Source organism: Ruegeria sp. SCP10 (assembly GCF_040329495.1).
In the GTDB taxonomy this organism is placed as follows: domain Bacteria; phylum Pseudomonadota; class Alphaproteobacteria; order Rhodobacterales; family Rhodobacteraceae; genus Ruegeria.
Window position 1 is genome coordinate 614,434 of the sequence record NZ_JBDZYF010000001.1, and the last position, 21,338, is coordinate 635,771.

Genomic DNA, 21,338 nt, shown 5'->3' on the forward strand with positions numbered 1-21,338 from the left:
GCATGCTGGCATTGATCGCAGGCACAGGGGTCTTGCCGGATGAGGTTGTCGCCGCTTTGCTTGAGCGCCCGTTGATTTGCGCGATGGAGGGGTTTGAGCCGGATACGCTTAACCCGGACATCGTGTTTCCGCTGGAACAGCTGGGCAGCTTTATCGCAGAGTTGAAAACACGCGGTGTGACCGAGCTTTGTATGGCCGGGGCAGTTCGGCGACCGCGCGTTGATCCCGCGCGCATTGATGCGGCGACCTTGCCATTGGTTCCGATCTTGCAGAAGGCGATGGCCTCTGGCGACGACGGCGCGTTGCGCGCGGTGATAGGTATCTTCGAAGAGGCTGGCCTGACGGTGAAGGCTGCTCATGAGATCGCGCCTGATCTATTGCCGTCTGTGGGTTGTTTGACCGAGGCGCAACCGTCTGAGACTGATCTGGCGGATGCAGACCGGGCCGCAGGTATTCTGCGCGCCATGGGCAGTGCCGATATCGGACAGGCCTGCGCCGTGTCCAAAGGGCAGGCTTTGGTAGTCGAAAGTATTTTTGGCACCGCTTGGATGCTGCAATCCTTGACCCAACGCCCCGATGCAGGCGGCGGCGTTCTGTTCAAGGCTCCAAAACCCGCTCAGGATCGGCGGGTGGATTTGCCTGCCATCGGTCCTGAAACCGTGACCAGCACCGTGGCGGCCGGGTTGACCGGTATCGTCATCGAAAAAGGCGGTGTCATGGTGTTGCAGCGCGACCGGGTGATTGCCGAATGCAACCGTTTGGGCCTGTTCTTGTTCGTCCGCGAAAGGGCGGTTTGATGCGCGTCTTTCTGGTCGCCGGTGAACCTTCGGGTGATCGGTTGGGCGGTGCGCTGATGGAAGGGTTGAAGTCCCTTGTTCCAAACGTTGAATTCAGTGGGGTTGGCGGGCCATTGATGGAGGCACAGGGCCTGAACAGTCAGTTCCCGATGTCCGAGCTCAGCGTTATGGGCCTTGTCGAGGTCCTACCCAAGTTCTTTCATTTGAAACGTCGGATCGCCGAAACCGCACAAGCCGTGCTGGACACGCAGCCGGATGTGCTGATCACCATCGACAGCCCGGATTTCTCGCTGCGTGTGGCCAAGATCGTCAAAGCCTCCAGCGATATTCGCACCGTACACTACGTGGCCCCAAGCGTCTGGGCCTGGCGTCCGGGGCGGGCGGATAAGATGGCCAAGGTGATTGATCACGTTCTGGCGCTGCTGCCGTTTGAGCCGCCCTATATGGAACGCGCGGGGATGGAGTGTGATTTCGTTGGCCATCCGGTGGTGAACGAACCGATTGCATCCGATCAGGATATCCAGAAGTTTCGTGCGGATCATGATCTGGGCGACGCGCCAATCGTGCTGGCTCTGCCCGGCTCGCGGCGGGGTGAGGTTGAACGGCTGGCCCCGATCTTCGGTGCGGCGTTGGATGAGTTCCTGAAAGATCGTACCGACACCCGCGTCGTGGTTCCGGCGGTTGCGCATATGGTTGATGCCGTTACGGATCACATCAAGGACTGGCCCGGTCAGCCGGTTGTTGTTGATCCGCGCAAACTGCCCTCGGACAAGGCGCAGTTGCAAAAAAGAGCGGCCTTTGCCGCCGCCGATCTGGCATTGGCGGCCTCGGGTACGGTCTCGTTAGAATTGGCAGCGCAGGCGACGCCCATGGTGATCGCCTATAATCTGAACTGGCTGACCACGTTGATCGCAAAACGCATGGTCAAGCTGGATACGGTCACTCTGGTTAATCTGGTCTCGGATAGCCATGCCGTGCCCGAATGCCTGCTTGAGGATTGCGATCCTAAGAAGATCGCGGATGCTTTAAAGCAAGTGGCCGCCGCACCGGATGCTCAGAACCGGGCCATGGCAACGACCATGGAGCGTCTTGGGCGCGATGGCGAGGCACCGGGTCTGCGCGCGGCAAGGGCTGTTTTGGACAGAATGAACGCGTGATGTTGGATCATGTGATCTTTGCTGCTTCGGCCTTTGCGGCGCAGATATTGACCAATCTCGACAATCTTGCCGCGTTGGTTGCGCTGATGATGGTATCTGGTCCGCGTCGCGCCATTGCGGGGTTCCTGTTTGCGCAGATAATCGTGATCACCATTGCTTTCCTGCTGGCATTGGGGGTCGATGACGTGGTGCCGCACTGGGCAGGCTATTTGGGATTGATCCCCTTGGGGCTTGGCATCGTCGGACTTCTCCGCCAATTCCGGGGGGAGGAGACGCAGCAGGCTGCGCGCGTATCTGCAGGCGCGTCGACCTTGGTGACCATGCTGCTGTTTGTCAGTATGTCGATGGACACGTTTGCAGTTCTCGCGCCGCTCTTGGCGGATTCCACCCCAAGCTATCGCTTTGCCGGGGTTGCTGGGGCCGTAGCAGCGGCGCTCACCCTGGGTGCGCTCGCACTATTGGGCGCTCGCGCGCCAATCATGACCGGAGGCTTGGCGCAACGGCTTGAGGCGCTTGTGCCTTACGTAATGATCTGCGCCGGGATCTACATCCTCAGTAACTCATGGACTGACGCGATCTAGTAACCGCGCCAGATCCAGCCGCCGCCAAAGATACGGCTGCCTTCATTTGCGTAGAACACACAGGCCTGACCCGGAGAAATGCCCTCCTCGGGCGTTAGCAGTTCCACCTCGGCGGTCGTGTCGGACAGGGGACGGATAATCGCCTCACGCGGAGGACGGGTCGAGCGGACCTTGACCGACAAATGCCATTCGCTGCGCGTGGTGAAGGGCTCATCCCCCAGCCAATTGATCTCGCGCACCGGAATAGTTCGGGTGGCCAGCATTTCTTTGGGGCCGACGACAACCTGTTTCTTGTCCACATCCAGCTTGACCACATAAAGCGGCTCACTCAGGCCGCCAATGCCCAGGCCGCGGCGTTGGCCGATTGTGTAGTGGATCACCCCGTTGTGCTGCGCCAGAACCCGGCCATCGGCGTGAATGATCTCACCCGGTTCGGCCGCACCGGGGCGCAGCTTTTCGATCACGCTGGCATAGTCGCCATTGGGCACAAAACAGATATCCTGACTGTCGGGTTTATCCGCCACTGCCAACCCGTATTGCGCCGCCATCTCGCGGGTCGCATCCTTCGAAGGCAGGTGCCCCAGAGGGAAGCGCAGGAAAGCCAGCTGCTCGGGCGTGGTCGAAAACAGGAAATATGACTGATCGCGGTTCGCATCTTCTGCGCTGTGCAGTTCCGGGCCATTAGGGCCCATCATGCGCTGAATATAGTGCCCAGTTGCCATGCAATCGGCTTCAAGATCTTTGGCGGTTTCCAAAAGGTCCTTGAATTTCACCCGCTCATTGCAGCGGATACAGGGCACCGGGGTCGCGCCTGCCAGATAGCTATCGGCGAATTCGTCAATCACCGCGTCTTTGAAGATATTCTCGTAGTCCAGAACGTAGTGCGGGAACCCACGCTCTTCGGCCACGCGACGCGCATCGTGGATGTCGATTCCGGCACAGCACGCGCCTTTCTTGGCCAACGCGGCGCCATGGTCATAAAGCTGCAGGGTCACACCGACCACGTCATAGCCTTGGTCCGCCAGATAGGCAGCAACGACCGAGCTGTCGACACCGCCCGACATAGCAACCACTACCCGCGTTTCCGAGGGTGGTTTGGCAAAGCCAAGCGAATTGAGTTGGGTCTCGGTGGCGAGGGCCATGGCGATTCCGTTCGGATTAAGAAAGACCGGCAGAATATAGGAAAATTCTACACACTCTCAAGGGGCGGTTTCACCCCACATTAAGTAGGCTGGTGGCAGCTTTGTCGCAGCAGGAAAAGGGTAGAAAGATGTATTTGCACAAAGTTGAAGGACCACGGTCTGTTACCCTGCCAGATGGCACGGTTCTGTCGCGCGCCGATCTTCCGCCTGTGGACACGCGGCGCTGGGTCGCGTCTCGCAAAATCATCGTTGTACGCGGGGTTCTGTATGGCCTGATCACCTTGTCTGATGCCAAGAAACGCTATGGCATCAGCGATGAGGAGTTCAACACATGGGTTTCAGCTGTGGCAGAGCATGGAGTCGATGCGTTGAAAGTGACGGCGTTAAAAAAATATCGACAACCTAAAGATGAAAGTGAATAAATGATTCAACGGTAACGTCAGATTAACCATTTTTGAGCAGGTTTGAATTGAATTGAAGATTTTGACCTAAATTGGAGCAGTTAAATGAGAATACTTCTTGTCGAGGATGATCCAACCACATCCAAAAGCATCGAATTGATGCTGACGCATGCAAACCTGAACGTGTATGCGACGGATTTGGGGGAAGAGGGGATCGATCTGGCAAAACTCTATGATTACGATCTCATTTTGCTGGACCTGAATCTGCCGGACATGAACGGACATGAAGTGCTGCGCCAATTGCGGATCGCGCGGGTGGAAACTCCGATCCTGATCCTGTCAGGGGCCGACGATACGGAAAGCAAGATCAAGGGCTTTGGATTTGGCGCGGATGATTATCTAACCAAACCATTTCATCGTGAAGAACTGGTCGCTCGCATCCATGCGATAATTCGGCGTTCGAAAGGGCACTCACAATCGGTGATTCATACCGGGCGCGTTGCCGTGAACTTAGATGCCAAAACGGTTGAGGTAGATGGCCAGACCGTTCACCTGACCGGCAAGGAATATCAGATGCTTGAGCTGTTGAGCCTGCGTAAGGGCACAACGCTGACAAAAGAGATGTTCCTGAACCACCTTTATGGCGGCATGGATGAGCCAGAGCTGAAGATCATTGATGTCTTCATCTGCAAGCTGCGCAAGAAACTTAGCAACGCAACTGGTGGCGACAACTATATCGAAACGGTTTGGGGCCGCGGTTACGTGCTGCGTGATCCGCAATCCGACAGCATGGACGGTACCCGTATCGCAGTCGGCGCCTGACACCCGAACACTTGTGCCGCTGTTGGTCCAGGGCAGCACTCACACTCACGGCTCAGCACGTCTGGACCTAGCCGTGGCCTCGCCCTATCACTGATGTCCAAGAAGACGTGACAGGGCGAGGCCATGAGCAACTCCATTCCAACAGATGACCTGACCGAAGATCAGGCCCGTGCCGAACTTGCACGGCTGGCCGAGGCTTTGTTGCAGGCCAATCAGCTGTATCACGGCGCAGATGCGCCCGAGATTTCGGATGCAGACTACGATGCGTTGAAACGGCGCAATGCCGAAATCGAGACGCGATTCCCACATCTCAAACGCGCCGACAGCCCCAGTGATCAAGTCGGTGCCCGTGCAGCAGACGGGTTTTCCAAGGTAACCCATGCCGTGCGCATGATGTCACTAGGCAATGCGTTCGACGATGAGGATGTGGCTGATTTTGACCGGTCGATCCGCAAATACCTCGGGCTGGATGACGCAAAACCACTCGCCTATACCGCAGAACCCAAGATCGATGGCCTGTCCCTTTCGCTGCGCTATGAAAACGGTAAGCTGATTCAAGCGGCAACGCGAGGCGATGGGGAGGTTGGTGAGAATGTCACAGCCAACGCTCGAACGCTGGCCGATATTCCCCAAACCATAGAGAATGCACCCGCTATTCTAGAGGTTCGGGGCGAGGTTTATATGTCGCACGCAGATTTCGACGCACTCAATCAGCGTCAAACCGAAAGCGGCGGGAAGACCTTCGCCAACCCTAGAAATGCAGCGGCCGGGTCGTTGCGGCAGTTGGATTCGGAAATCACCCGCGCGCGGCCGCTCCGGTTCTTCGCCTATGCCTGGGGCGAGGTGTCACAACCGCTTTCTGATACTCAGAAAGGCGCGATTGACCGCTTACATGCGTTTGGTTTCTCAACGAATGAGTTAACTCAAGAATGCAAAACCACGGATGAAATGTTGGCCCAGTACCGACAAATCGAAGCACAGCGCGCCACGCTGGGCTATGACATTGACGGTGTCGTCTACAAGGTCAACGATCTGGCGCTGCAGGGGCGGTTGGGGTTCCGGTCAACCACACCCCGTTGGGCGATTGCCCACAAATTTCCGGCCGAACTGGCCTGGACCCGGCTTGAGGCGATCGACATTCAGGTTGGTCGAACCGGTGCGCTTAGCCCGGTTGCACGATTGCATCCGGTTACGGTGGGCGGCGTCGTTGTCTCAAACGCCACATTGCATAACGAAGATTATATCGCGGGCCGTGACGCCAAGGGCGGTGAAATCCGCGATGGTAAGGATATTAGGGTCGGTGATTGGGTGCAGGTGTACCGTGCCGGCGATGTGATCCCCAAGATCGCAGATGTCGACATCTCCAAACGCCCAGATGACGCAGTACCTTACGATTTTCCAACGCGATGCCCCGAATGCGGCAGCGAGGCAATTCGCGAAGAAGGCGATGCAGTCCGGCGCTGCACGGGTGGCCTGATTTGCCCCGCGCAAGCTGTTGAGAAGCTGAAGCATTTCGTTTCGCGCAAAGCGTTTGACATCGAAGGTCTGGGCGCCAAGCAAATTGAGATGTTTTATGACGACCCCGAGTTGCCGATCAAAACCCCTGTCGACATCTTCACGTTGCAACAACGCGATGCGGGTAATCTGACCAAACTGGCCAACCGCAAAGGGTGGGGCGCGCAAAGCGCGGGCAATCTGTGGGCCGCGATCGATGAAAAGCGCACCATTGGGTTTGGGCGTTTGTTGTTTGCTTTGGGCATTCGCCACATGGGGGAGGCCGCGTCAAACCTGATTGCCACTCACTATGGCAGTTGGGCCGAGTTCGAAACCGCCGTGACCGCAGCGGTCACCTTCGATGGACCCGAGTGGGAAGACCTGCTGGGTATCGACGGAGTGGGCGAAGTCATGGCCCGCGCGCTGGTTTCCGCCTTTGCGCAACAAGCGGAACGAGCCAGCATTGATGATCTTGTCGCCCAGTTGCGGGTAGAGGAGGCAAAGCGCCCCGATACAACAGGCAGCCCGCTTGCGGGTAAAACCGTCGTCTTCACCGGCACGCTGGAAAAGATGACCCGCGCCGAAGCCAAAGCCCGCGCCGAGGCTTTGGGTGCTAAGGTATCTGGTTCGGTCAGCAAGAAAACCGATCTGCTTGTCGCTGGTCCAGGTGCCGGGTCCAAGGCCAAGAAAGCCGCTGAGCTGGGGATCGAAACACTGGATGAGGATGGCTGGCTACAGCTGATTGACGGCGCATGAGTGGACGGCCTGAACAGCTCTTCCCGCTGTTTGCCGGGTTGGAAACACTGGAGGGTGTCGGCCCAAAAACGGCGCAAGCCATGGCGCAAAGTGGGATCGAAAGCCCGCGCGACGTGCTGTTTGGTCTGCCTTATGCGGTGGTTGATCGGCGCAGGCGCGAGACCATTCAAGGCGTTGATTTGCCATCGACTTTGACGGTTGAGGTAACCGTTGGCGTGCACAGACCACCACGCAACAAAGGTGGTGCGTATCGGATTCATGTCGAAGACAGTCAGGCCGATTTCCAACTCGTGTTCTTCCACGCGCGGGGCGATTATCTGAAAAAACTGCTGCCGCAGGGATCGCGCCGTGTGATCTCGGGCAAGCTGGAGCTGTTTGATGGTATGGCGCAGATGGTCCATCCCGATCATATGCTTCCGGTTGAGCAGGCACAGGATATCCCGGAATTCGAACCGGTGTATCACCTGACCCATGGCGTCACCCAAAAGACCGCCTTCAAAGCCGCCCGCAGCGCTTTGGCGCGCGCGCCAGACCTGGCGGAATGGATCGATCTGGCCCAGGTGGCACAACAGAAGTGGTCAGGTTGGAAGGGGGCTGTCGAGGCGGCCCATAACCCGCAGGGCGCAGATGATGTGGCGGCGTTTTCACCCGCACGAGAGCGTCTGGCCTATGATGAGCTTCTGGCCCATCAGTTGACGCTGGCTTTGGCGCGCCAGATCGAGCGTAAAGCGCGGGGTATCGTCAGCGTTGGAACCGGAGCGTTGCAATCGAGGGTCTTGGGAAGCCTGCCTTATCGTCCAACCGGGGCACAGACCCGCGCCATTGAAGAGATTTCTGCTGATATGGCGTCGGATGCGCGGATGAACCGTCTGTTACAGGGCGATGTGGGGGCCGGGAAAACACTGGTCGCCTTCATGGCGCTACTGATTGCGGTCGAAGCCGGCGGGCAGGGCGTGATGATGGCCCCGACCGAGATCTTGGCGCGGCAGCATCTGGAGGGATTGCGCCCACTGGCTGAAGAGGCCGGCGTGGTGCTGGAAATCCTGACCGGACGCGACAAAGGGGCCGAGAGGCGGGCGAAGCTGGCAGCGTTGAAGGCAGGGAACATTCAGATTCTGGTTGGAACCCATGCGGTGTTCCAGAATGACGTGGAGTTTCACGCGCTGCGTCTTGCCATCGTTGACGAACAGCATCGGTTTGGCGTGCGCCAGCGGATGGAATTGTCAGATAAAGGGCAGGGGGCGGATGTGTTGGTGATGACGGCCACTCCAATCCCGCGGAGTCTTGCACTGGCGCAATATGGCGACATGGATGTCTCGGTTCTGGATGAAAAGCCGCCTGGTCGGAAGCCAATCAAGACCGCCATTGTCAGCACGGGCCGTATGGATGAGGTTGTCGCGCATCTGCGTCGTGCGATTGATGAGGGGCGGCAATGCTACTGGGTCTGTCCTTTAGTGGACGAATCCGAGGTATCGGACCTCACCGCCGCCGAAGAAAGGTTCAAACGCCTGCGTGCTATTCTAGGTGAAGGAGTTGTCGGTCTTGTTCATGGCCAGATGCCGCCAGCCGAGAAAGACCAGGCCATGGCAACCTTTCAAAACGGCGACACCAAAGTATTGGTGGCCACGACCGTCATCGAAGTTGGTGTAAACGTGCCAAATGCCACGATCATGGTGATCGAACGGGCCGAGATTTTTGGATTGGCTCAACTGCATCAACTTCGCGGGCGCGTCGGTCGAGGTGATGCGGAGTCAACCTGTTTGTTGATGTATCAACCGCCGCTCAGCGAAGGCGGGCGCAAACGATTGGAAGTGCTGCGAGAGACCGAGGACGGCTTTCGTATCTCGGAAACCGATCTGCAAATGCGCGGTGCGGGTGATCTGATCGGAACCGCACAGTCAGGATTGCCAAAGTTTCGCATTGCCGATCTCGAACGGCAGGCCGGATTGATGGCGGTGGCGCAATCAGATGCCCGTGCGCTGCTGAACAAGGACCCGAAATTGACCTCGGACCGAGGGAAAGCCGCGCGTGTTCTGTTATGGCTGATGAAACAGGATCAGGCGATCCGTTTGATTTCAGTGGGTTAGGTAAATAATCCCTTAAAGTTCACAAATGTTCTTAAAAAGTTCTTTACTGACTTGAGGAAATATGAGAACAAAAGGTCAACAAAGGATTAAATCTTCGACCGGAGGTGACCCAATGCTGACCCAGATCAAGACCGCGTTTAGCCGCTCGCACACGACCATCCTGCAGGATGTCGCGGGGGTTGCGTCCTTGGTTGTCATGCTGATGGTTGCCCTTCACCTTCCCGTTGGATTCTAAGCCTTTCTGCCTGCGATCTCGTGCCGATCAACCCGCGCCTGTCATCCCCATTGCGATCAAGGGTGACCTGCCTGTCCCAAACCCCTTGAAGGGGCCATGCCTCGGCCCCGCGCGGTGTTCCGGACCCCACGCGAGACACGCATAGACTGCCGCCGCCCTTTCCGCCCGGAAGGAGCGGCGGTTTTTTTTATAGCTGACCAGTTTTCATGATTTCCAGCATGGCCGATAAAACCGAATTGACGGCGACCGAGGCCAGAATCATGCCCATTACGCGACTGATGATGGCCGCCCCGGAATGACCGATCAGACGAATGATCGGCTCGGCCAGCAACATCAGAACAAAGGCGAACACCAGCACAGTCAGCATGACCAAGGCGGTGATGCCCTGATCTGCGGCGCTGTAGCGGTTGTTGTCGGTCAGAATGACGATCGCAAGCATCGCGCCGGGCGAGGCGAGTGACGGCACCGCCAACGGAAAGATCGCCGGATTGTGCTTATGGGTTTTGTCGTCTTTGTCATCTTCGGCTGCGCGCTGTTCGACATCCTGCTTGCTTTCACCAAAGATCATGGTCAACGCGAACAGGAATAGAATGATGCCGCCAGCGACCTGAAACGAATTCAACCCGATATCCAGCGCTTCGATCAGCAGCTGGCCGAAGACTAGGAAAAACAGCAGGACCCCGGCACTGATCAGTGCGGCCAGAACGGCGACCCGTCTGCGGGCCGATGCCGCAAGACCTGCGGTCACTGCGATGAAAACCGGGATAGTCCCAATTGGGTCGATTACGACCCATAGTGTTACAAAATGCTCAAGTAAATTGTCCACACCAAACCCCTCTAACCAGTTGTTGGCGAGGTTAGACGGGAACGTGTGGAAAAGCTACGCTCAGGCGCAGTTGGCCTGTTCTGCAAGTCCGATCGCTTCGGCTATGGCGTCCAGACACAGCAGGATCGAGGCGTGGCGGTTTTTATACTCACGTGCTGGCATCAGAACCTCAAGCCCGTCAAACGGTGCATCAGGAACCGGGCCGTCCTTTTTCAACATCGCTGCAAGCTGATCCCGCGCTGTTTTGATCTGCGCGCGCGTCGCGCCGATCACTGCGTCACCCACAACAGAAGCCGAAGCCTGACCCAACGCGCAGGCTTTGACATCCTGCCCAAAAGCACTGACACGCCCATCCCGCATGTTCACATCCACGGTTACGGTCGACCCGCACAGGGGAGAGCGTTTCTTAACCGTTGCATCGGGGTTATCCAGCCGTTCGAGATGGGGGATATCTGCGGCCAGCGCAAGAATTCTTGCCGAGTACAGCTTTATCAGATCGTTTTCGCCACTCATGGCTTTCCCTCGTTGCGTGTTCCCCATACATAGTGGCCAGCCCTTGGGATGCAAAAGGTTTTTCTGATGTCTGATCCAATTGTGTTTGACCCCGCAACCTTGAAATTCAACGAGGCAGGGCTGGTTCCAGCCATCGCGCAAGACCATGAATCGGGCGAGGTCCTGATGATGGCTTGGATGAACGCGCAGGCGATTGAGCGCACCTTGGAAACAGGTCGGGTAACTTATTGGTCAAGGTCGCGGCAATCCTTCTGGATCAAAGGTGAGTCTTCGGGGCATACGCAGGCGTTGATCGATTTCCGCGTTGATTGTGACCGGGATTGCCTGCTGGTTTTGGTCGATCAGAAAGGTCCTGCCTGTCACACGAACCGGCGCAGCTGTTTCTATACCGCCATCCGGGACGGGGATGAGACCGAGTTGATGAAACCGATGGAATAAAGGCCCGCGCTCTGCCTTGAGTGCGCTTATTCCTGATTCTAATCAGCGTGGTCAAAGACCAACCATCGCACGGATGTCTTCGGGGCTTGCACCGTCGGATCGGTATTTCGATATCGCGCGGGCGTCGTCTCGTTTCGCCAGACGTTTGCCGTTCTGGTCGCGGATCAGGTCGTGGTGGAAATATTCGGGCACAGGCAGGTCCAAAAGGGCTTGCAGCAGGACGTGGATGCGGGTGGCATCGAACAGGTCCTGGCCTCGGACCACGCGTGTGATGCCTTGTGCTGCATCATCTAAAACGACGGACAGGTGGTACGAGGTCCCCATACCACGGCGGGCGAGGGCGACGTCGCCGATCGTGGTGATCAACTCCTCAGGTGTAAATTTGACCGTTCCGGTTTCGCCATCGGGGCCTGTGCCGTGTTCAACGAACTGCCCGACCAAGGCGTTTCTGTCAAAGATATGGCGCGCCGCTTTGGTCATATCCAGACGCAAGGCTTCTGCCCGAGGGCGAGGGATATCTTCTGAGCCCGGCGCGCGGTGTCGACATGTGCCGGGATAAATCACCCCATCAGGGCCCAACAACGGCGCGCCTTCCTGTGGGGCGCTGACCGCTGCAGCAATATCTTTGCGGTTGCAGCTGCACGGGAACAGAAAGCCGCGCTGCCAGAGTTTATCCAGCGCTGCATCGTAGATTACCTGACGCTCGGATTGGCGCATGACAGGTTTGGGCCAGCGCAGGCCGAGCCAGCTGAGGTCGTTATAGATCTGTTCTTCCCAGTGTGGGCGCGATCTGGATTGATCGATATCTTCAATCCGCAATAGGAATTCACCACCTTCAGATGCCGCCATATCATGGGCCAGCAACGCTGAATAAGCGTGCCCCAGATGCAAAGGACCCGTGGGAGATGGCGCAAAGCGCGTGGTGAATGTCACGTTTTTTCTAATACATACACGTCGGACTTCATACCCAGACCCGGCAAATGAGGACCGTGTTCGCGGAACAAAAGTCGTGCCGCCCCCATATCCAACCAGTCGTTCAGCCGCGCTGTATAGGTGTGATCCGCAAGTGTGTGATCGTTGAAGGAAAACGACAGCATTCCACCTTTGGGTAGTGCGTGCATCAGCATATCCAGTGTCTCAGGTGGGGCTGCACCCGCTCCGATGACACCGATGGCCGTGATCGCGGTATAAACGCCGTTGGTAAGCGGCGCAGGATCGGTGATCTCAAAGCTGGAAAGTGTTCTATAGACGCCTTTGGTTTTTGCAACTGCCAGCATGTTGACGGTTGGGTCCATGCCGTCGATGACTTCGAAACCGGCATTTCGCAACGCGACCCCTGACAGGCCGGTGCCGCAACCATAGTCCAGAACCGGCGTCTGAGATTTGGGCTTTTGCGACCAGAGCGCCTGAGCCACGCGATCCGGAGTGGCATAGCCTTGCTCGGCCACTTCGGCCTCATAAGTCGCAGCCCATTTTTGGTAGTGCGCCTCAGTCTGTTCGGGGGTTTCCAGATCGTAGGTGCTTCTAAAAAATTCGTCGCTCATATGCCGATGGTAGGCTGAACCTTTGCGCTTCGTCCAGTCAGCAAGCGGCTAACCAGTTGTTCCATTCGGTTTTGGCACGATCTGTGTAGGCTTTGTAACGATCCTTGCGCCCCCGGCGACCGCCTTTCAGGCCATCGACCGGGCGAAATAGGCCAAAATTCACATTCATCGGTTGAAAGGTCTTTGCCTCAGCCCCGCCCGTGATGTGGTGGATCAAAGCGCCCATCGCACTGTCTTGCGGCACCTCGGGCAGCGAGTGCCCCAGAATTTCTGCTGCGGCCAGGCGTCCGGCCAGCAAACCCATCGCAGCGCTTTCGACATAGCCTTCGACCCCGGTGATCTGACCGGCAAAGCGGATGTTCGGTTTCGATTTCAAACGCATCTGCCCGTCCAAAAGGGTAGGCGAGTTGATAAACGTATTCCGATGGATACCACCCAGACGCGCGAAGCTGGCGTTTTCCAGGCCAGGGATCATGCGGAACACCTCGGTCTGTGCGCCGTATTTCATCTTGGTCTGGAAGCCTACGATGTTAAACAGCGTGCCCAGGGCATTGTCGCGGCGCAATTGCACAACGGCGTGCGGTTTCACATCCGGTTGATGCGGGTTGGTCAGGCCAACGGGTTTCATCGGACCATGACGCAGGGTTTCGCGTCCGCGCTCCGACATCACTTCGATAGGTAGACAACCATCAAAATATCCTGCCGTCTCACCTTCGTGGAACTCGGTTTTGTCGGCGGCCAGCAGGGCATCGATAAAGGCTTCGTACTGATCGCGTTCCATGGGGCAGTTCAGATAAGCCGTCCGCTCTTCCTCGGTCTCGCCTTTGTCATAGCGGGACTGCATCCAAGCTTTGCTCATGTCGATACTGTCGGCATAGACAATCGGCGCGATTGCATCGAAGAAAGCCAGCGCCTCGGCCCCGGTTTCAGCCTGGATCGCTTTACCCAGAGCGGGCGAGGTCAAAGGACCCGTGGCAAAGATCCAATGCCCATCATCGGGCAGGGTCGTGACCTCTTCATCGGTGACGCTCACACGGGGATGGGCGCGCAACTTGGCGGTGACATCCTCGGCGAACGGATCGCGATCAACCGCCAGCGCACCCCCAGCGGGCAGGCGGTGCGCATCAGCTGTGGTCATGATCAGCCCGTTCGCGGCGCGCATCTCCCAATGCAGCAGACCAACAGCGTTTTGTTCATCATCGTCTGAGCGAAAAGAGTTTGAGCACACCATTTCGGCAAGGTTGCCTGTCTGGTGTGCAAAGGTGCCGATAGTGGGGCGCATTTCATGGATGACTACATCCACGCCCATCTCCGCGGCTTGCCATGCGGCCTCGGACCCGGCCATGCCGCCGCCCACGATATGTAAAACTTGAGTCATGCGCTGCCACATAGGGCAGGGGGCAAGTGGACGCAACTCACCCGTAGGACTGTAGCGCTGAATTTACGGGAGGTCTTGGGGTCGCCGCTGCGGGAATGTCAACGCTGGTGAGAGAAACCAGCTTGGAGGGACCTTCCGCCCACGGCGACCCAAAAGTATGTCCGAGGCCTCAGCCTCGTCTCAGCTTTGCCACAGTGCTGCCCTTTTGAAAAGTGCAAAAATGAAAACAGTGGCAAAAAATATACCTGACAATTGCGTTATTGGGTCCAATTCGGGGGGCGTTTCTCAATAAAGGCGGAAATGCCTTCTTCGGTATCCCGATGCAGCATATTCTGCGCCATTACCTCTCCGGTATAGGAATAAGCCTGATCCAGCGGCATCTGAAGCTGTTGATAAAACGCTTCTTTCCCGATTTTCACCGCACTTCCCAACTTGCTGGCCAGCTGCTCTGCAAGCGAAATTGTTTCATGTTCCAGCAACATTTCAGGCACCACCCGATTGACAAGCCCCAGTTCCGCAGCGCGTTCGGCAGTGATGAAATCACCGGTTGTCAGCATCTCAAAGGCCAGTTTTCTTGGGATATTGCGGCTGAGTGCGACCATAGGTGTCGAACAGAACAGCCCAATATTCACGCCATTCACGCCAAAACGTGTGCCTTCAGCCGCAACGGCCAGATCGCAAGTCGCCACCAACTGACATCCCGCCGCTGTCGCAATGCCATGCACTTGCGCGACAACGGGCTGCGGCAGGGACTGGATTGACATCATCATCTTGGCACAGCGATTGAACAGATCCTGAAAGTAAGCTTTGCCGCCATCCTCGGATTGCCGGCCTGCTGTCATCTGTTTCAAGTCATGCCCGGCGCAGAAGGCTTTGCCCGCACCCGACAGAGTGATGGCGCGGATCGATCTGTCCTCGCGTAGCTTGTCAAACTCAGCTTGCAGGGCCGCCAGCATCTCATCACTCAGGGCGTTCAACCGATCCGGCGCATTCAATCGAAGCTGCGCGACCGCGCCAGTGTCGTTACGTTCCAAAATTGCCATCTTGCCCTCCTGCTGGCTGTTGGGCCAACTCTAAGGCGCAAGATACAGGAGGGGAAGCATGGGATTGGCGCTGAACAAGGACGAACTGTCACAATACCTGGCCGAGGTATTCCCACAGGTCCACAAGGACTTCGTGGTCGAGGCGCTGGATGAGGACAGCATCACCATGCGCCTTGTTGTGGCAGACCGTCATTTGCGCCCCGGTGGCACCGTTTCTGGCCCTTCGATGTTCGGGCTGGCAGATGTTTGTGTTTACGCCATGGTTCTGGCGCGCAAAGGTCGCCAGTCGCTTGCCGTAACCACCAACAGTTCGCTGGACTTTTTGCGAAAACCCGAGGGCGGTAAAGATCTGGTTGCTACATGTCGGTTGCTGAAACTCGGGCGCAGCCTGGCTGTCGGGGATGTGCTGATCTACTCGGAAGGGTCAGATCAGCCCGTTGCTCGGGCCAGTATGACCTATTCGCTTCCACCGGCAGGGTCGGCTGCGGCCAAGTACGGATAAAAAAGGCCGGGGATAAACCCCGGCCCAGGAAGAGGTCCCAAAAATGGGACTGGGGATCAATCAGAGCTGCCAGAAATGGCGGCTTACTTCACGTCTGGCCTGCATTGGGGTCAGACCAACATCCTCAAGAAGCCTGTCATCCAGATAGCTCAGGTTAATGCGACTGCGACGACGGCGTTCCCATTGAGTGACCGCCGCCGCAAACCGCACGGCCAGCGCGGCGATCAGCGGCAACCGTGGGCTGTCGTTCAGCAGCAAGAGGGCGGGGTTGTGCATTGTGCGTGTCATCTCAGTATTCCTTTCCAATTGTATTGACACAAAGCATTGATGTTCGATATGTGTACTTGATACATTCAAGATTGTGTCAAACGCAAAGGAAGAATTGTAATGGATACAATTTGGCCAAGCACGCTGCCAAAGTCCAAGGGGCCAAAGTATACTTTGGTTGCCGACACAATACGAAAAGCTATTGATAACAAAACTTTAGATATCGGCACCAAACTGCCACCGGTGCGGGAACTAGCGTATCGATTGCAGATTACACCCGGCACCGTCGCGCGCGCCTATACGATTCTCACCGATGAGGGGTTGCTACAAGCCGAGGTCGGACGTGGTACATTTGTGGCCCCGCCAAAATCTCCGATTCTGGATGATGTCTGGTCCCGGCAACTTCATCTGGCCGAGGCGCAGAACACCCACCATGTCAGCCTGTTCAGCCCCAGGCTGGTGGATATGGGGCAGGTGTCGTTGATCCGCGAGTGCTTGCAGAAAGTCTCTCAATCCGATCCCGCATTATTCATGAACTACCCCACACGCGATGCGTATCAGCCCATGCGACAGGCTGTGGTTGATTGGCTTTCGGATCTTCCGCTAGGCCCGCTGAACGATGATGACATTGTCCTGACCCATGGGGGGCAGAATGGGCTGTGCCTGGTGTTTCAAACCATCCTGCAAGGGCCCAAGCCGGTCGTTTTGGTCGAGGACCTGTCTTACGCCGGTTTCCGTCGTGCCGGAGAGTTGATGCGCGCCGAGGTGGTCGGCATCCGAATGGACAAATGGGGTATCGATCCCGGCGCAATGGAACATGTTCTGCGCCAAACCCCGGCGCAGGCGGTATGCGTTTCACCCGAAGTGCAAAATCCAACCGCAACACACACGCCCTTGGAAAGGCGCAAAGAAATCGTCGAGATCGCGCGGAAATTTGATGTCCAGATCGTTGAGGATGATTGCTATCGAATGGGGGACGCCAAAGAACCCAGCTTCCGCGCCCTTGCGCCTGAACGTGGGTGGCACGTGTCTTCGATCTCGAAGATTCTGACCCCGGCCTTGCGGGTTGGCTTTGCCATCGCTCCGCGTGAACGCAGCGTGGGTTTGCGACGGTCTGCCGAATATGGGTATTTTGGCTTGGCTCAACCCTTGGCCGAGTTAACCCGTCTGCTTCTGTCTGACCCCCGAACGCGCCAGATTTCACAAGACGTACGTGGTAGGATGACCGAATATGTTCACATCACAGTAAACGCCTTGGGTGGGTTTGATCTGAACTGGGCCCCCGATGTTCCGTTTGTCTGGCTGAACCTGCCGTCAGGTTGGCGCGCCGCCGCATTTAGCCGTGCGGCTGAGCGAGAGGGGATACAGTTGCGGTCTGCGGATGAGTTCGCATTGCGGGATGGTCGCGCACCAAATGCAGTGCGCATTGCCATGAACGGGCATGTCTCGCTGCAACGATTTGAAGACGCCATGATGCGCCTGCGGTCTTTGCTGGACAATCCACCGGAACAGATCTCGGTCTAAGATGAATAGGTTAATGCATATCCCCCAATTGCGCGGCTACGGGTTTGTAATTGACCCAATGACGGAAGCCGATTTCGAGCCGCTCTATGCTGCCGCTAGCGACCCTGTTATCTGGGCCGGTCACCCAGCAAGGACGAGGCATAAAAGAGATGTCTTTGGCCCGTATTTTGAGTTCCTGCTTGAGAAAGAAGGTGCTGTGACGATCCGGGACATAGGTGGTCGGGTCGTGGGATGTTCCAAGTATTACGAGCCCCCCGAGGTTCCTGGTGGGATCGCGATTGGGTATAGTTTTCTGACTGTGGATCATTGGGGCGGCGCCAGCAATCGGGCGGTAAAGGCGCTGATGCTAGATTTTGCCTTTCAGGATTGGGACCAAGTCTGGTTTCATATCGACCCTTCCAACATTCGTTCGCAAAAGGCGACAGCAAAACTAGGGGCCCGTCATGTTGATAGTCAATCACTGGATCTGGGGAATGGCCCTACGATGTGGATGCGGTTGGTTTTGCTAAAAGATGTATGGAACAATATGGGGTAAAATAATACCTATTTTTTAAAGCATTGTTATCTAACAAGTAAATCTATCTTTGCGCGCTTGACCTGCATGCTTTCACCCCATAAAACCCGTCCATCGAATTCGGGCCGCTCCGCTGGGGCGGTCTTTCACATCAAACAGGACTATCCTGCCATGAAAACCTTTTCTGCAACACCTGCAGACATCGACAAGAAATGGATCCTGATCGACGCCGAAGGCGTTGTTCTGGGCCGTCTTGCCTCGATCGTCGCCATGCGCCTGCGTGGCAAGCACAAAGCGTCGTTCACCCCGAACATGGACATGGGCGACAATGTCATCGTGATCAACGCTGACAAGATCCAGATGACCGGCAAGAAGCGCGAAGAAAACTTCTACTGGCACACTGGCCACCCGGGCGGCATCAAGTCGCGCACTAAGCAGCAGATCCTTGAGGGTGCACACCCCGAGCGCGTCGTGACCCAAGCGGTCAAGCGCATGCTGCCGGGCAACCGTCTGGCGCGCCAGCAGATGACCAACCTGCGCGTTTATGCCGGTGCCGAGCACCCCCATGAGGCGCAAGCGCCCGAAGTTCTGGACGTGAAGTCCATGAACAAGAAAAACACCCGGAGCTAATGACCGATGGCTGATCAGATCAATACTCTCGAAGAGCTGAGCGCCGTCGCAGGCGTTGAAACCGTGGCCGAAGAAGTCATCGTGCGTGAACCCGTACGTGACGAGCTGGGTCGTTCCTACGCCACCGGCAAGCGTAAAGACGCTGTTGCCCGTGTTTGGATCAAGCCGGGTTCCGGCAAGGTCACCGTGAACGGCAAAGACCAAGACAAGTATTTCGCGCGTCCCGTTCTGCAGCTGATCCTGCGCCAGCCGTTCCAGGTTGCCGGTGTAGAAGGTGAATTCGACGTTGTCGCAACCGTCAAAGGCGGTGGCCTGACCGGTCAGGCCGGTGCGGTCAAGCACGGCATCTCGAAAGCGCTGCAGCTTTATGATCCGAACCTGCGTGGCGCGCTGAAAGCCGCTGGCTTCCTGACCCGCGACAGCCGCGTTGTGGAACGTAAGAAATACGGTAAGCGCAAGGCGCGTCGTTCGTTCCAGTTCTCGAAGCGTTAATCACCAACTGCTTCCAGATTTCAAATCGGGCGTCTGCAATCGCGGGCGCCCTTTTTTGTTCTGATAGGCAACAATGCGCTGCCTGTCTGAAATTCTGAAACCTGCGCTGCCAATTCGTGTAAACCTGATCTCGAAGAGTACAGACTGTTAGAAGACCGTAGTTTCCTTTCAAAGCGGTGGCCTAGGGTTGTCGCGTAGATCGAGGCACCCATGGACACGGCAGAGCTTGACGAAATTATTGAACAGGCGATCGGGGTTAGTCAGGACCGGCATCAATTGTGGGTCAATCTCAGCTCGCGGCTGAAGTGTAGATCTGTTTGTGAGGTTGGGGTCTGGAAAGGCCAGTTTGCCGAAACCCTGCTGACACAGGTCGCCCAAATTGAACACTATACCCTGATCGATCCATGGCGGAATCTGCCGGACTGGAACAAGCCTGCCAACAAAACGGATATCGAGTTCGAAGAAATCCGAAACGAAGCGCTCAGACGGGTCAGCCCGTTTCTGGACAAGGTGACTGAAATTCGCGACACAACACGCAACGCCCAGTCGCAGATACCAGACCGCTCACTGGACTTGGCGTATATCGACGGCGATCACACCTTGCGTGGGATCACCATTGATCTTCATGCGATGCTACCGAAGATCCACAAGGATGGGTTCATTGGCGGCGATGATTTCACCAAGACGATCTGGCAGCATAGCCAAGAATACAGCCCAAGCGAGGTTTTTCCCTATGCCATTTATTTCTGCGAGGCGCAGGGGCTGCCGATCTATACGCTTCCGTTCAACCAGTTTCTGATCGTCAATGCCCAGACGGGATTTCGCGTCATTGATCACGGAGGGTATGCAACTCTGACGCCTGCTCAGATCTATGCCCGGCCCAGAGCGCAGAAATTGCGGAAAAAACTAAAGAAATTTCTTAAGGCCTGAAAGTGCGAAAGGGGCCGCAGCCCCTTTCATTGGATGGCCTACTCCTCGTAGACGAGGTTCCAGGCTCCGTTTTCCACGACATTCACAAAGACTGTATCGGCGCCCTGATGATCATCCGCGCTGTAAGAGATGTGGTTGCCGACCAACTCATCCGTGTAGTCCAGCGATTCCATCGCGGCGATAAAGCTATCGTGGGTCAAGTCTGGGCCGGCAGCCTCTAGCGCTTTGACCATCATCTCAGCGGCGGAATAGCCCAGCATTGCAAAGCCAACTGGATCTTCGCCCGTTGCGGCCTTGTATTCATCAACAAACGCGGCAGGGACGGGCTCATCCGCGCGCGCCCATAGGTCTTGCCAGGATGCAGCGGCGTAAAATCCGTCAGTCACACCACCCGGAACCTGTGCCACAACGGTCAGGAAGCTGGCCGATGTACCCAGGAATTTCATATCCGTCAGTCCCATCTTCTTGGCAGTCCCAACAACGGTGATAGCCTGACGCACCCCAAGAGCTATGGTGACGATGTCACAGCCATCTTCCTTAAGTTTGCTCAACGAACCGACAAAATCCGTTTCATCCGGTTTGTGCGTGGTTTCCGAAGCAAATGAGATACCTGCTTCTTCCGCGCCCGATTTGCTACCTTCCAGTATTTCTTCACCGAAATCGGTTGGCAGATACATAGTGCAAACGGCCTGCGATCCGAACTCGCCCGCCAGGTATTTCACGCCAACGCGCGCCTGGTCGTAATAGGTTGAGAATGACGTGAACTTGTTCCTGACCGGCTCTTGCAGCATTTGCCGTGCAGCGGTCAGGGGGGCAACGTTGGGAATGCCTTTTGGGTCCAGCAGTTTGAACCCGGCCAGGTTCATCGGCGTACCCAGCGATTGCAGCATGGCGAATACCTTGTCGCGGTTCAGCAGCTTGTTATAGCCCTGCATCGCGCGCGGCATCTGATAGCCGTTGTCTTCGACCACATAGCGGATCGTGCGACCATGCACGCCGCCTGCCGCATTGACCCGATCAAAGACCACATTAGCGCCTTTGGTCGCCGGAACGCCCACGGCGGCGAAAATACCGCTGAGGTCATTGACCGCACCGATCACGATCTCATCATCGGTCACACCCTGCGTTTGTGCCCAGCCCATCGTGGCCGACGCGGTCAAAGCCGCCGCGACCGTTAGCCGGTTTATTAGCTCGCTCATAGTTTTTCTCCTATTTGCTATTTATAGAATTAGAATTGACGGACTGCCGCTCATGCTTCACGAAAT

General features: G+C 56.7%; 23 protein-coding genes and 1 pseudogene. 15 read left to right on the top strand and 9 right to left on the bottom strand.

The features are described 5' to 3' along the window. Positions 1-2: 2 nt before the first annotated feature. From ABLN87_RS03125 to ABLN87_RS03135, 3 genes are read left to right on the top strand one after another with little or no spacing between them, the layout of a single operon-like run. Positions 3-797, top strand: a complete 795-nt coding sequence (locus ABLN87_RS03125; RefSeq protein WP_353007488.1) for an LpxI family protein — start codon at positions 3-5, stop codon at positions 795-797. After that, positions 797-1,954 (top strand): lipid-A-disaccharide synthase, encoded by a 1,158-nt coding sequence (gene lpxB / locus ABLN87_RS03130; RefSeq protein ID WP_353007490.1) that lies wholly within the window; start codon positions 797-799, stop codon positions 1,952-1,954. The genes ABLN87_RS03125 and lpxB overlap by 1 nt, the downstream gene beginning before the upstream one ends. After that, positions 1,954-2,535, top strand: coding sequence for a cadmium resistance transporter (locus tag ABLN87_RS03135; RefSeq protein ID WP_353007491.1), 582 nt, complete (start codon positions 1,954-1,956; stop codon positions 2,533-2,535). Before lpxB ends, ABLN87_RS03135 begins: the two co-directional genes overlap by 1 nt. Here the strand turns inward: ABLN87_RS03135 and mnmA are convergent. Further along, positions 2,532-3,677, bottom strand: coding sequence for a tRNA 2-thiouridine(34) synthase MnmA (gene mnmA, locus ABLN87_RS03140; RefSeq protein WP_353007493.1), 1,146 nt, complete (start codon positions 3,675-3,677; stop codon positions 2,532-2,534). The genes ABLN87_RS03135 and mnmA overlap by 4 nt on opposite strands. Before the next feature lie 128 nt (positions 3,678-3,805). Between mnmA and ABLN87_RS03145 the strand changes: the two genes are divergently transcribed. The 5 genes from ABLN87_RS03145 to ABLN87_RS03165 all read left to right on the top strand — a co-directional run bounded on the left by ABLN87_RS03145 (position 3,806) and on the right by ABLN87_RS03165 (position 9,472). Next, positions 3,806-4,099: a DUF1153 domain-containing protein gene (locus ABLN87_RS03145; RefSeq protein WP_353007495.1), complete on the top strand. Its 294-nt coding sequence runs from the start codon at positions 3,806-3,808 to the stop codon at positions 4,097-4,099. Between the two features lie 84 nt (positions 4,100-4,183). Beyond that, on the top strand, positions 4,184-4,900 hold the full coding sequence (gene ctrA / locus ABLN87_RS03150; RefSeq protein ID WP_353007498.1) for a response regulator transcription factor CtrA: 717 nt from the start codon (positions 4,184-4,186) through the stop codon (positions 4,898-4,900). A gap of 123 nt (positions 4,901-5,023) precedes the next feature. Then, entirely contained in the window at positions 5,024-7,150 is a 2,127-nt protein-coding gene (ligA, locus tag ABLN87_RS03155) for an NAD-dependent DNA ligase LigA (RefSeq protein ID WP_353007500.1), read from the top strand. Beyond that, positions 7,147-9,237 (top strand): ATP-dependent DNA helicase RecG, encoded by a 2,091-nt coding sequence (recG, locus tag ABLN87_RS03160; RefSeq protein ID WP_353007502.1) that lies wholly within the window; start codon positions 7,147-7,149, stop codon positions 9,235-9,237. Before ligA ends, recG begins: the two co-directional genes overlap by 4 nt. 112 nt (positions 9,238-9,349) lie before the next feature. After that, a complete protein-coding gene (locus ABLN87_RS03165; RefSeq protein ID WP_353007504.1) occupies positions 9,350-9,472 on the top strand; it encodes a hypothetical protein in 123 nt (40 codons plus the stop codon). Positions 9,473-9,659: 187 nt separating this feature from the next. Here ABLN87_RS03165 and ABLN87_RS03170 read toward each other — a convergent pair whose 3' ends face one another. Both ABLN87_RS03170 and ABLN87_RS03175 read right to left on the bottom strand, forming a co-directional pair. Then, positions 9,660-10,298 carry a MarC family protein gene (locus ABLN87_RS03170; RefSeq protein WP_353007506.1) on the bottom strand — a complete coding sequence of 213 codons (639 nt, stop codon included), beginning with the start codon at positions 10,296-10,298 and terminating at the stop codon, positions 9,660-9,662. A gap of 60 nt (positions 10,299-10,358) precedes the next feature. Next, on the bottom strand, positions 10,359-10,811 hold the full coding sequence (locus ABLN87_RS03175; RefSeq protein ID WP_353007508.1) for an iron-sulfur cluster assembly scaffold protein: 453 nt from the start codon (positions 10,809-10,811) through the stop codon (positions 10,359-10,361). Positions 10,812-10,859: 48 nt separating this feature from the next. Between ABLN87_RS03175 and hisI the strand changes: the two genes are divergently transcribed. Continuing rightward, entirely contained in the window at positions 10,860-11,249 is a 390-nt protein-coding gene (hisI, locus tag ABLN87_RS03180; protein WP_353007511.1) for a phosphoribosyl-AMP cyclohydrolase, read from the top strand. Positions 11,250-11,300: 51 nt separating this feature from the next. Here the strand turns inward: hisI and gluQRS are convergent, their stop codons facing one another. The 4 genes and pseudogenes from gluQRS to ABLN87_RS03200 all read right to left on the bottom strand — a co-directional run. After that, a complete protein-coding gene (gene gluQRS, locus ABLN87_RS03185; protein WP_353007513.1) occupies positions 11,301-12,182 on the bottom strand; it encodes a tRNA glutamyl-Q(34) synthetase GluQRS in 882 nt (293 codons plus the stop codon). Then, on the bottom strand, positions 12,179-12,793 hold the full coding sequence (locus ABLN87_RS03190; protein ID WP_353007515.1) for a class I SAM-dependent DNA methyltransferase: 615 nt from the start codon (positions 12,791-12,793) through the stop codon (positions 12,179-12,181). Before ABLN87_RS03190 ends, gluQRS begins: the two co-directional genes overlap by 4 nt. 37 nt (positions 12,794-12,830) lie before the next feature. Beyond that, positions 12,831-14,171, bottom strand: a complete 1,341-nt coding sequence (gene trmFO / locus ABLN87_RS03195) for a methylenetetrahydrofolate--tRNA-(uracil(54)-C(5))-methyltransferase (FADH(2)-oxidizing) TrmFO (protein WP_353007517.1) — start codon at positions 14,169-14,171, stop codon at positions 12,831-12,833. A gap of 257 nt (positions 14,172-14,428) precedes the next feature. Then, positions 14,429-15,223, bottom strand: a pseudogene (locus tag ABLN87_RS03200) (enoyl-CoA hydratase); the annotation flags it as partial. A 49-nt stretch (positions 15,224-15,272) separates the two neighbouring features. Here ABLN87_RS03200 and ABLN87_RS03205 point away from each other — a divergent pair. Beyond that, complete coding sequence (locus tag ABLN87_RS03205) at positions 15,273-15,716, top strand: PaaI family thioesterase (RefSeq protein WP_353007519.1); 444 nt, start codon at positions 15,273-15,275, stop codon at positions 15,714-15,716. 60 nt (positions 15,717-15,776) lie between these two features. On the opposite strand, the gene ABLN87_RS03210 is transcribed toward ABLN87_RS03205, so the two are convergent. Next, positions 15,777-16,004: a DUF1127 domain-containing protein gene (locus tag ABLN87_RS03210; RefSeq protein ID WP_353007521.1), complete on the bottom strand. Its 228-nt coding sequence runs from the start codon at positions 16,002-16,004 to the stop codon at positions 15,777-15,779. 99 nt (positions 16,005-16,103) lie between these two features. Here ABLN87_RS03210 and ABLN87_RS03215 point away from each other — a divergent pair, with 99 nt between their 5' ends. The 5 genes from ABLN87_RS03215 to ABLN87_RS03235 all read left to right on the top strand — a co-directional run bounded on the left by ABLN87_RS03215 (position 16,104) and on the right by ABLN87_RS03235 (position 20,073). After that, complete coding sequence (locus ABLN87_RS03215) at positions 16,104-17,507, top strand: PLP-dependent aminotransferase family protein (protein ID WP_353007524.1); 1,404 nt, start codon at positions 16,104-16,106, stop codon at positions 17,505-17,507. 13 nt (positions 17,508-17,520) lie between these two features. Further along, complete coding sequence (locus ABLN87_RS03220; protein ID WP_353007527.1) at positions 17,521-18,042, top strand: GNAT family N-acetyltransferase; 522 nt, start codon at positions 17,521-17,523, stop codon at positions 18,040-18,042. Between the two features lie 150 nt (positions 18,043-18,192). Then, positions 18,193-18,651: a 50S ribosomal protein L13 gene (gene rplM / locus ABLN87_RS03225; RefSeq protein WP_039536983.1), complete on the top strand. Its 459-nt coding sequence runs from the start codon at positions 18,193-18,195 to the stop codon at positions 18,649-18,651. Positions 18,652-18,657: 6 nt separating this feature from the next. Then, positions 18,658-19,143: a 30S ribosomal protein S9 gene (rpsI, locus tag ABLN87_RS03230; protein ID WP_010440030.1), complete on the top strand. Its 486-nt coding sequence runs from the start codon at positions 18,658-18,660 to the stop codon at positions 19,141-19,143. A gap of 210 nt (positions 19,144-19,353) precedes the next feature. Continuing rightward, positions 19,354-20,073 carry a class I SAM-dependent methyltransferase gene (locus ABLN87_RS03235; protein ID WP_353007530.1) on the top strand — a complete coding sequence of 240 codons (720 nt, stop codon included), beginning with the start codon at positions 19,354-19,356 and terminating at the stop codon, positions 20,071-20,073. A 38-nt stretch (positions 20,074-20,111) separates the two neighbouring features. Here the strand turns inward: ABLN87_RS03235 and ABLN87_RS03240 are convergent, their stop codons facing one another. Then, on the bottom strand, positions 20,112-21,272 hold the full coding sequence (locus tag ABLN87_RS03240) for an ABC transporter substrate-binding protein (RefSeq protein ID WP_353007533.1): 1,161 nt from the start codon (positions 21,270-21,272) through the stop codon (positions 20,112-20,114). Between the last annotated feature and the right edge of the window lie 66 nt (positions 21,273-21,338).

What these genes read in the sequence shown, in the direction of transcription:
- ABLN87_RS03125 (WP_353007488.1), top strand. Translation starts at nt 3, where the DNA reads ATGCTGGCATTGATCGCAGGCACAGGGGTCTTGCCGGATGAGGTTGTC.
- lpxB (WP_353007490.1), top strand. Translation starts at nt 797, where the DNA reads ATGCGCGTCTTTCTGGTCGCCGGTGAACCTTCGGGTGATCGGTTGGGC.
- ABLN87_RS03135 (WP_353007491.1), top strand. Translation starts at nt 1,954, where the DNA reads ATGTTGGATCATGTGATCTTTGCTGCTTCGGCCTTTGCGGCGCAGATA.
- mnmA (WP_353007493.1), bottom strand. Translation starts at nt 3,677, where the DNA reads ATGGCCCTCGCCACCGAGACCCAACTCAATTCGCTTGGCTTTGCCAAA.
- ABLN87_RS03145 (WP_353007495.1), top strand. Translation starts at nt 3,806, where the DNA reads ATGTATTTGCACAAAGTTGAAGGACCACGGTCTGTTACCCTGCCAGAT.
- ctrA (WP_353007498.1), top strand. Translation starts at nt 4,184, where the DNA reads ATGAGAATACTTCTTGTCGAGGATGATCCAACCACATCCAAAAGCATC.
- ligA (WP_353007500.1), top strand. Translation starts at nt 5,024, where the DNA reads ATGAGCAACTCCATTCCAACAGATGACCTGACCGAAGATCAGGCCCGT.
- recG (WP_353007502.1), top strand. Translation starts at nt 7,147, where the DNA reads ATGAGTGGACGGCCTGAACAGCTCTTCCCGCTGTTTGCCGGGTTGGAA.
- ABLN87_RS03165 (WP_353007504.1), top strand. Translation starts at nt 9,350, where the DNA reads ATGCTGACCCAGATCAAGACCGCGTTTAGCCGCTCGCACACGACCATC.
- ABLN87_RS03175 (WP_353007508.1), bottom strand. Translation starts at nt 10,811, where the DNA reads ATGAGTGGCGAAAACGATCTGATAAAGCTGTACTCGGCAAGAATTCTT.
- hisI (WP_353007511.1), top strand. Translation starts at nt 10,860, where the DNA reads ATGCAAAAGGTTTTTCTGATGTCTGATCCAATTGTGTTTGACCCCGCA.
- ABLN87_RS03190 (WP_353007515.1), bottom strand. Translation starts at nt 12,793, where the DNA reads ATGAGCGACGAATTTTTTAGAAGCACCTACGATCTGGAAACCCCCGAA.
- trmFO (WP_353007517.1), bottom strand. Translation starts at nt 14,171, where the DNA reads ATGACTCAAGTTTTACATATCGTGGGCGGCGGCATGGCCGGGTCCGAG.
- ABLN87_RS03205 (WP_353007519.1), top strand. Translation starts at nt 15,273, where the DNA reads ATGGGATTGGCGCTGAACAAGGACGAACTGTCACAATACCTGGCCGAG.
- ABLN87_RS03210 (WP_353007521.1), bottom strand. Translation starts at nt 16,004, where the DNA reads ATGACACGCACAATGCACAACCCCGCCCTCTTGCTGCTGAACGACAGC.
- ABLN87_RS03215 (WP_353007524.1), top strand. Translation starts at nt 16,104, where the DNA reads ATGGATACAATTTGGCCAAGCACGCTGCCAAAGTCCAAGGGGCCAAAG.
- ABLN87_RS03220 (WP_353007527.1), top strand. Translation starts at nt 17,521, where the DNA reads ATGCATATCCCCCAATTGCGCGGCTACGGGTTTGTAATTGACCCAATG.
- rplM (WP_039536983.1), top strand. Translation starts at nt 18,193, where the DNA reads ATGAAAACCTTTTCTGCAACACCTGCAGACATCGACAAGAAATGGATC.
- rpsI (WP_010440030.1), top strand. Translation starts at nt 18,658, where the DNA reads ATGGCTGATCAGATCAATACTCTCGAAGAGCTGAGCGCCGTCGCAGGC.
- ABLN87_RS03235 (WP_353007530.1), top strand. Translation starts at nt 19,354, where the DNA reads ATGGACACGGCAGAGCTTGACGAAATTATTGAACAGGCGATCGGGGTT.
- ABLN87_RS03240 (WP_353007533.1), bottom strand. Translation starts at nt 21,272, where the DNA reads ATGAGCGAGCTAATAAACCGGCTAACGGTCGCGGCGGCTTTGACCGCG.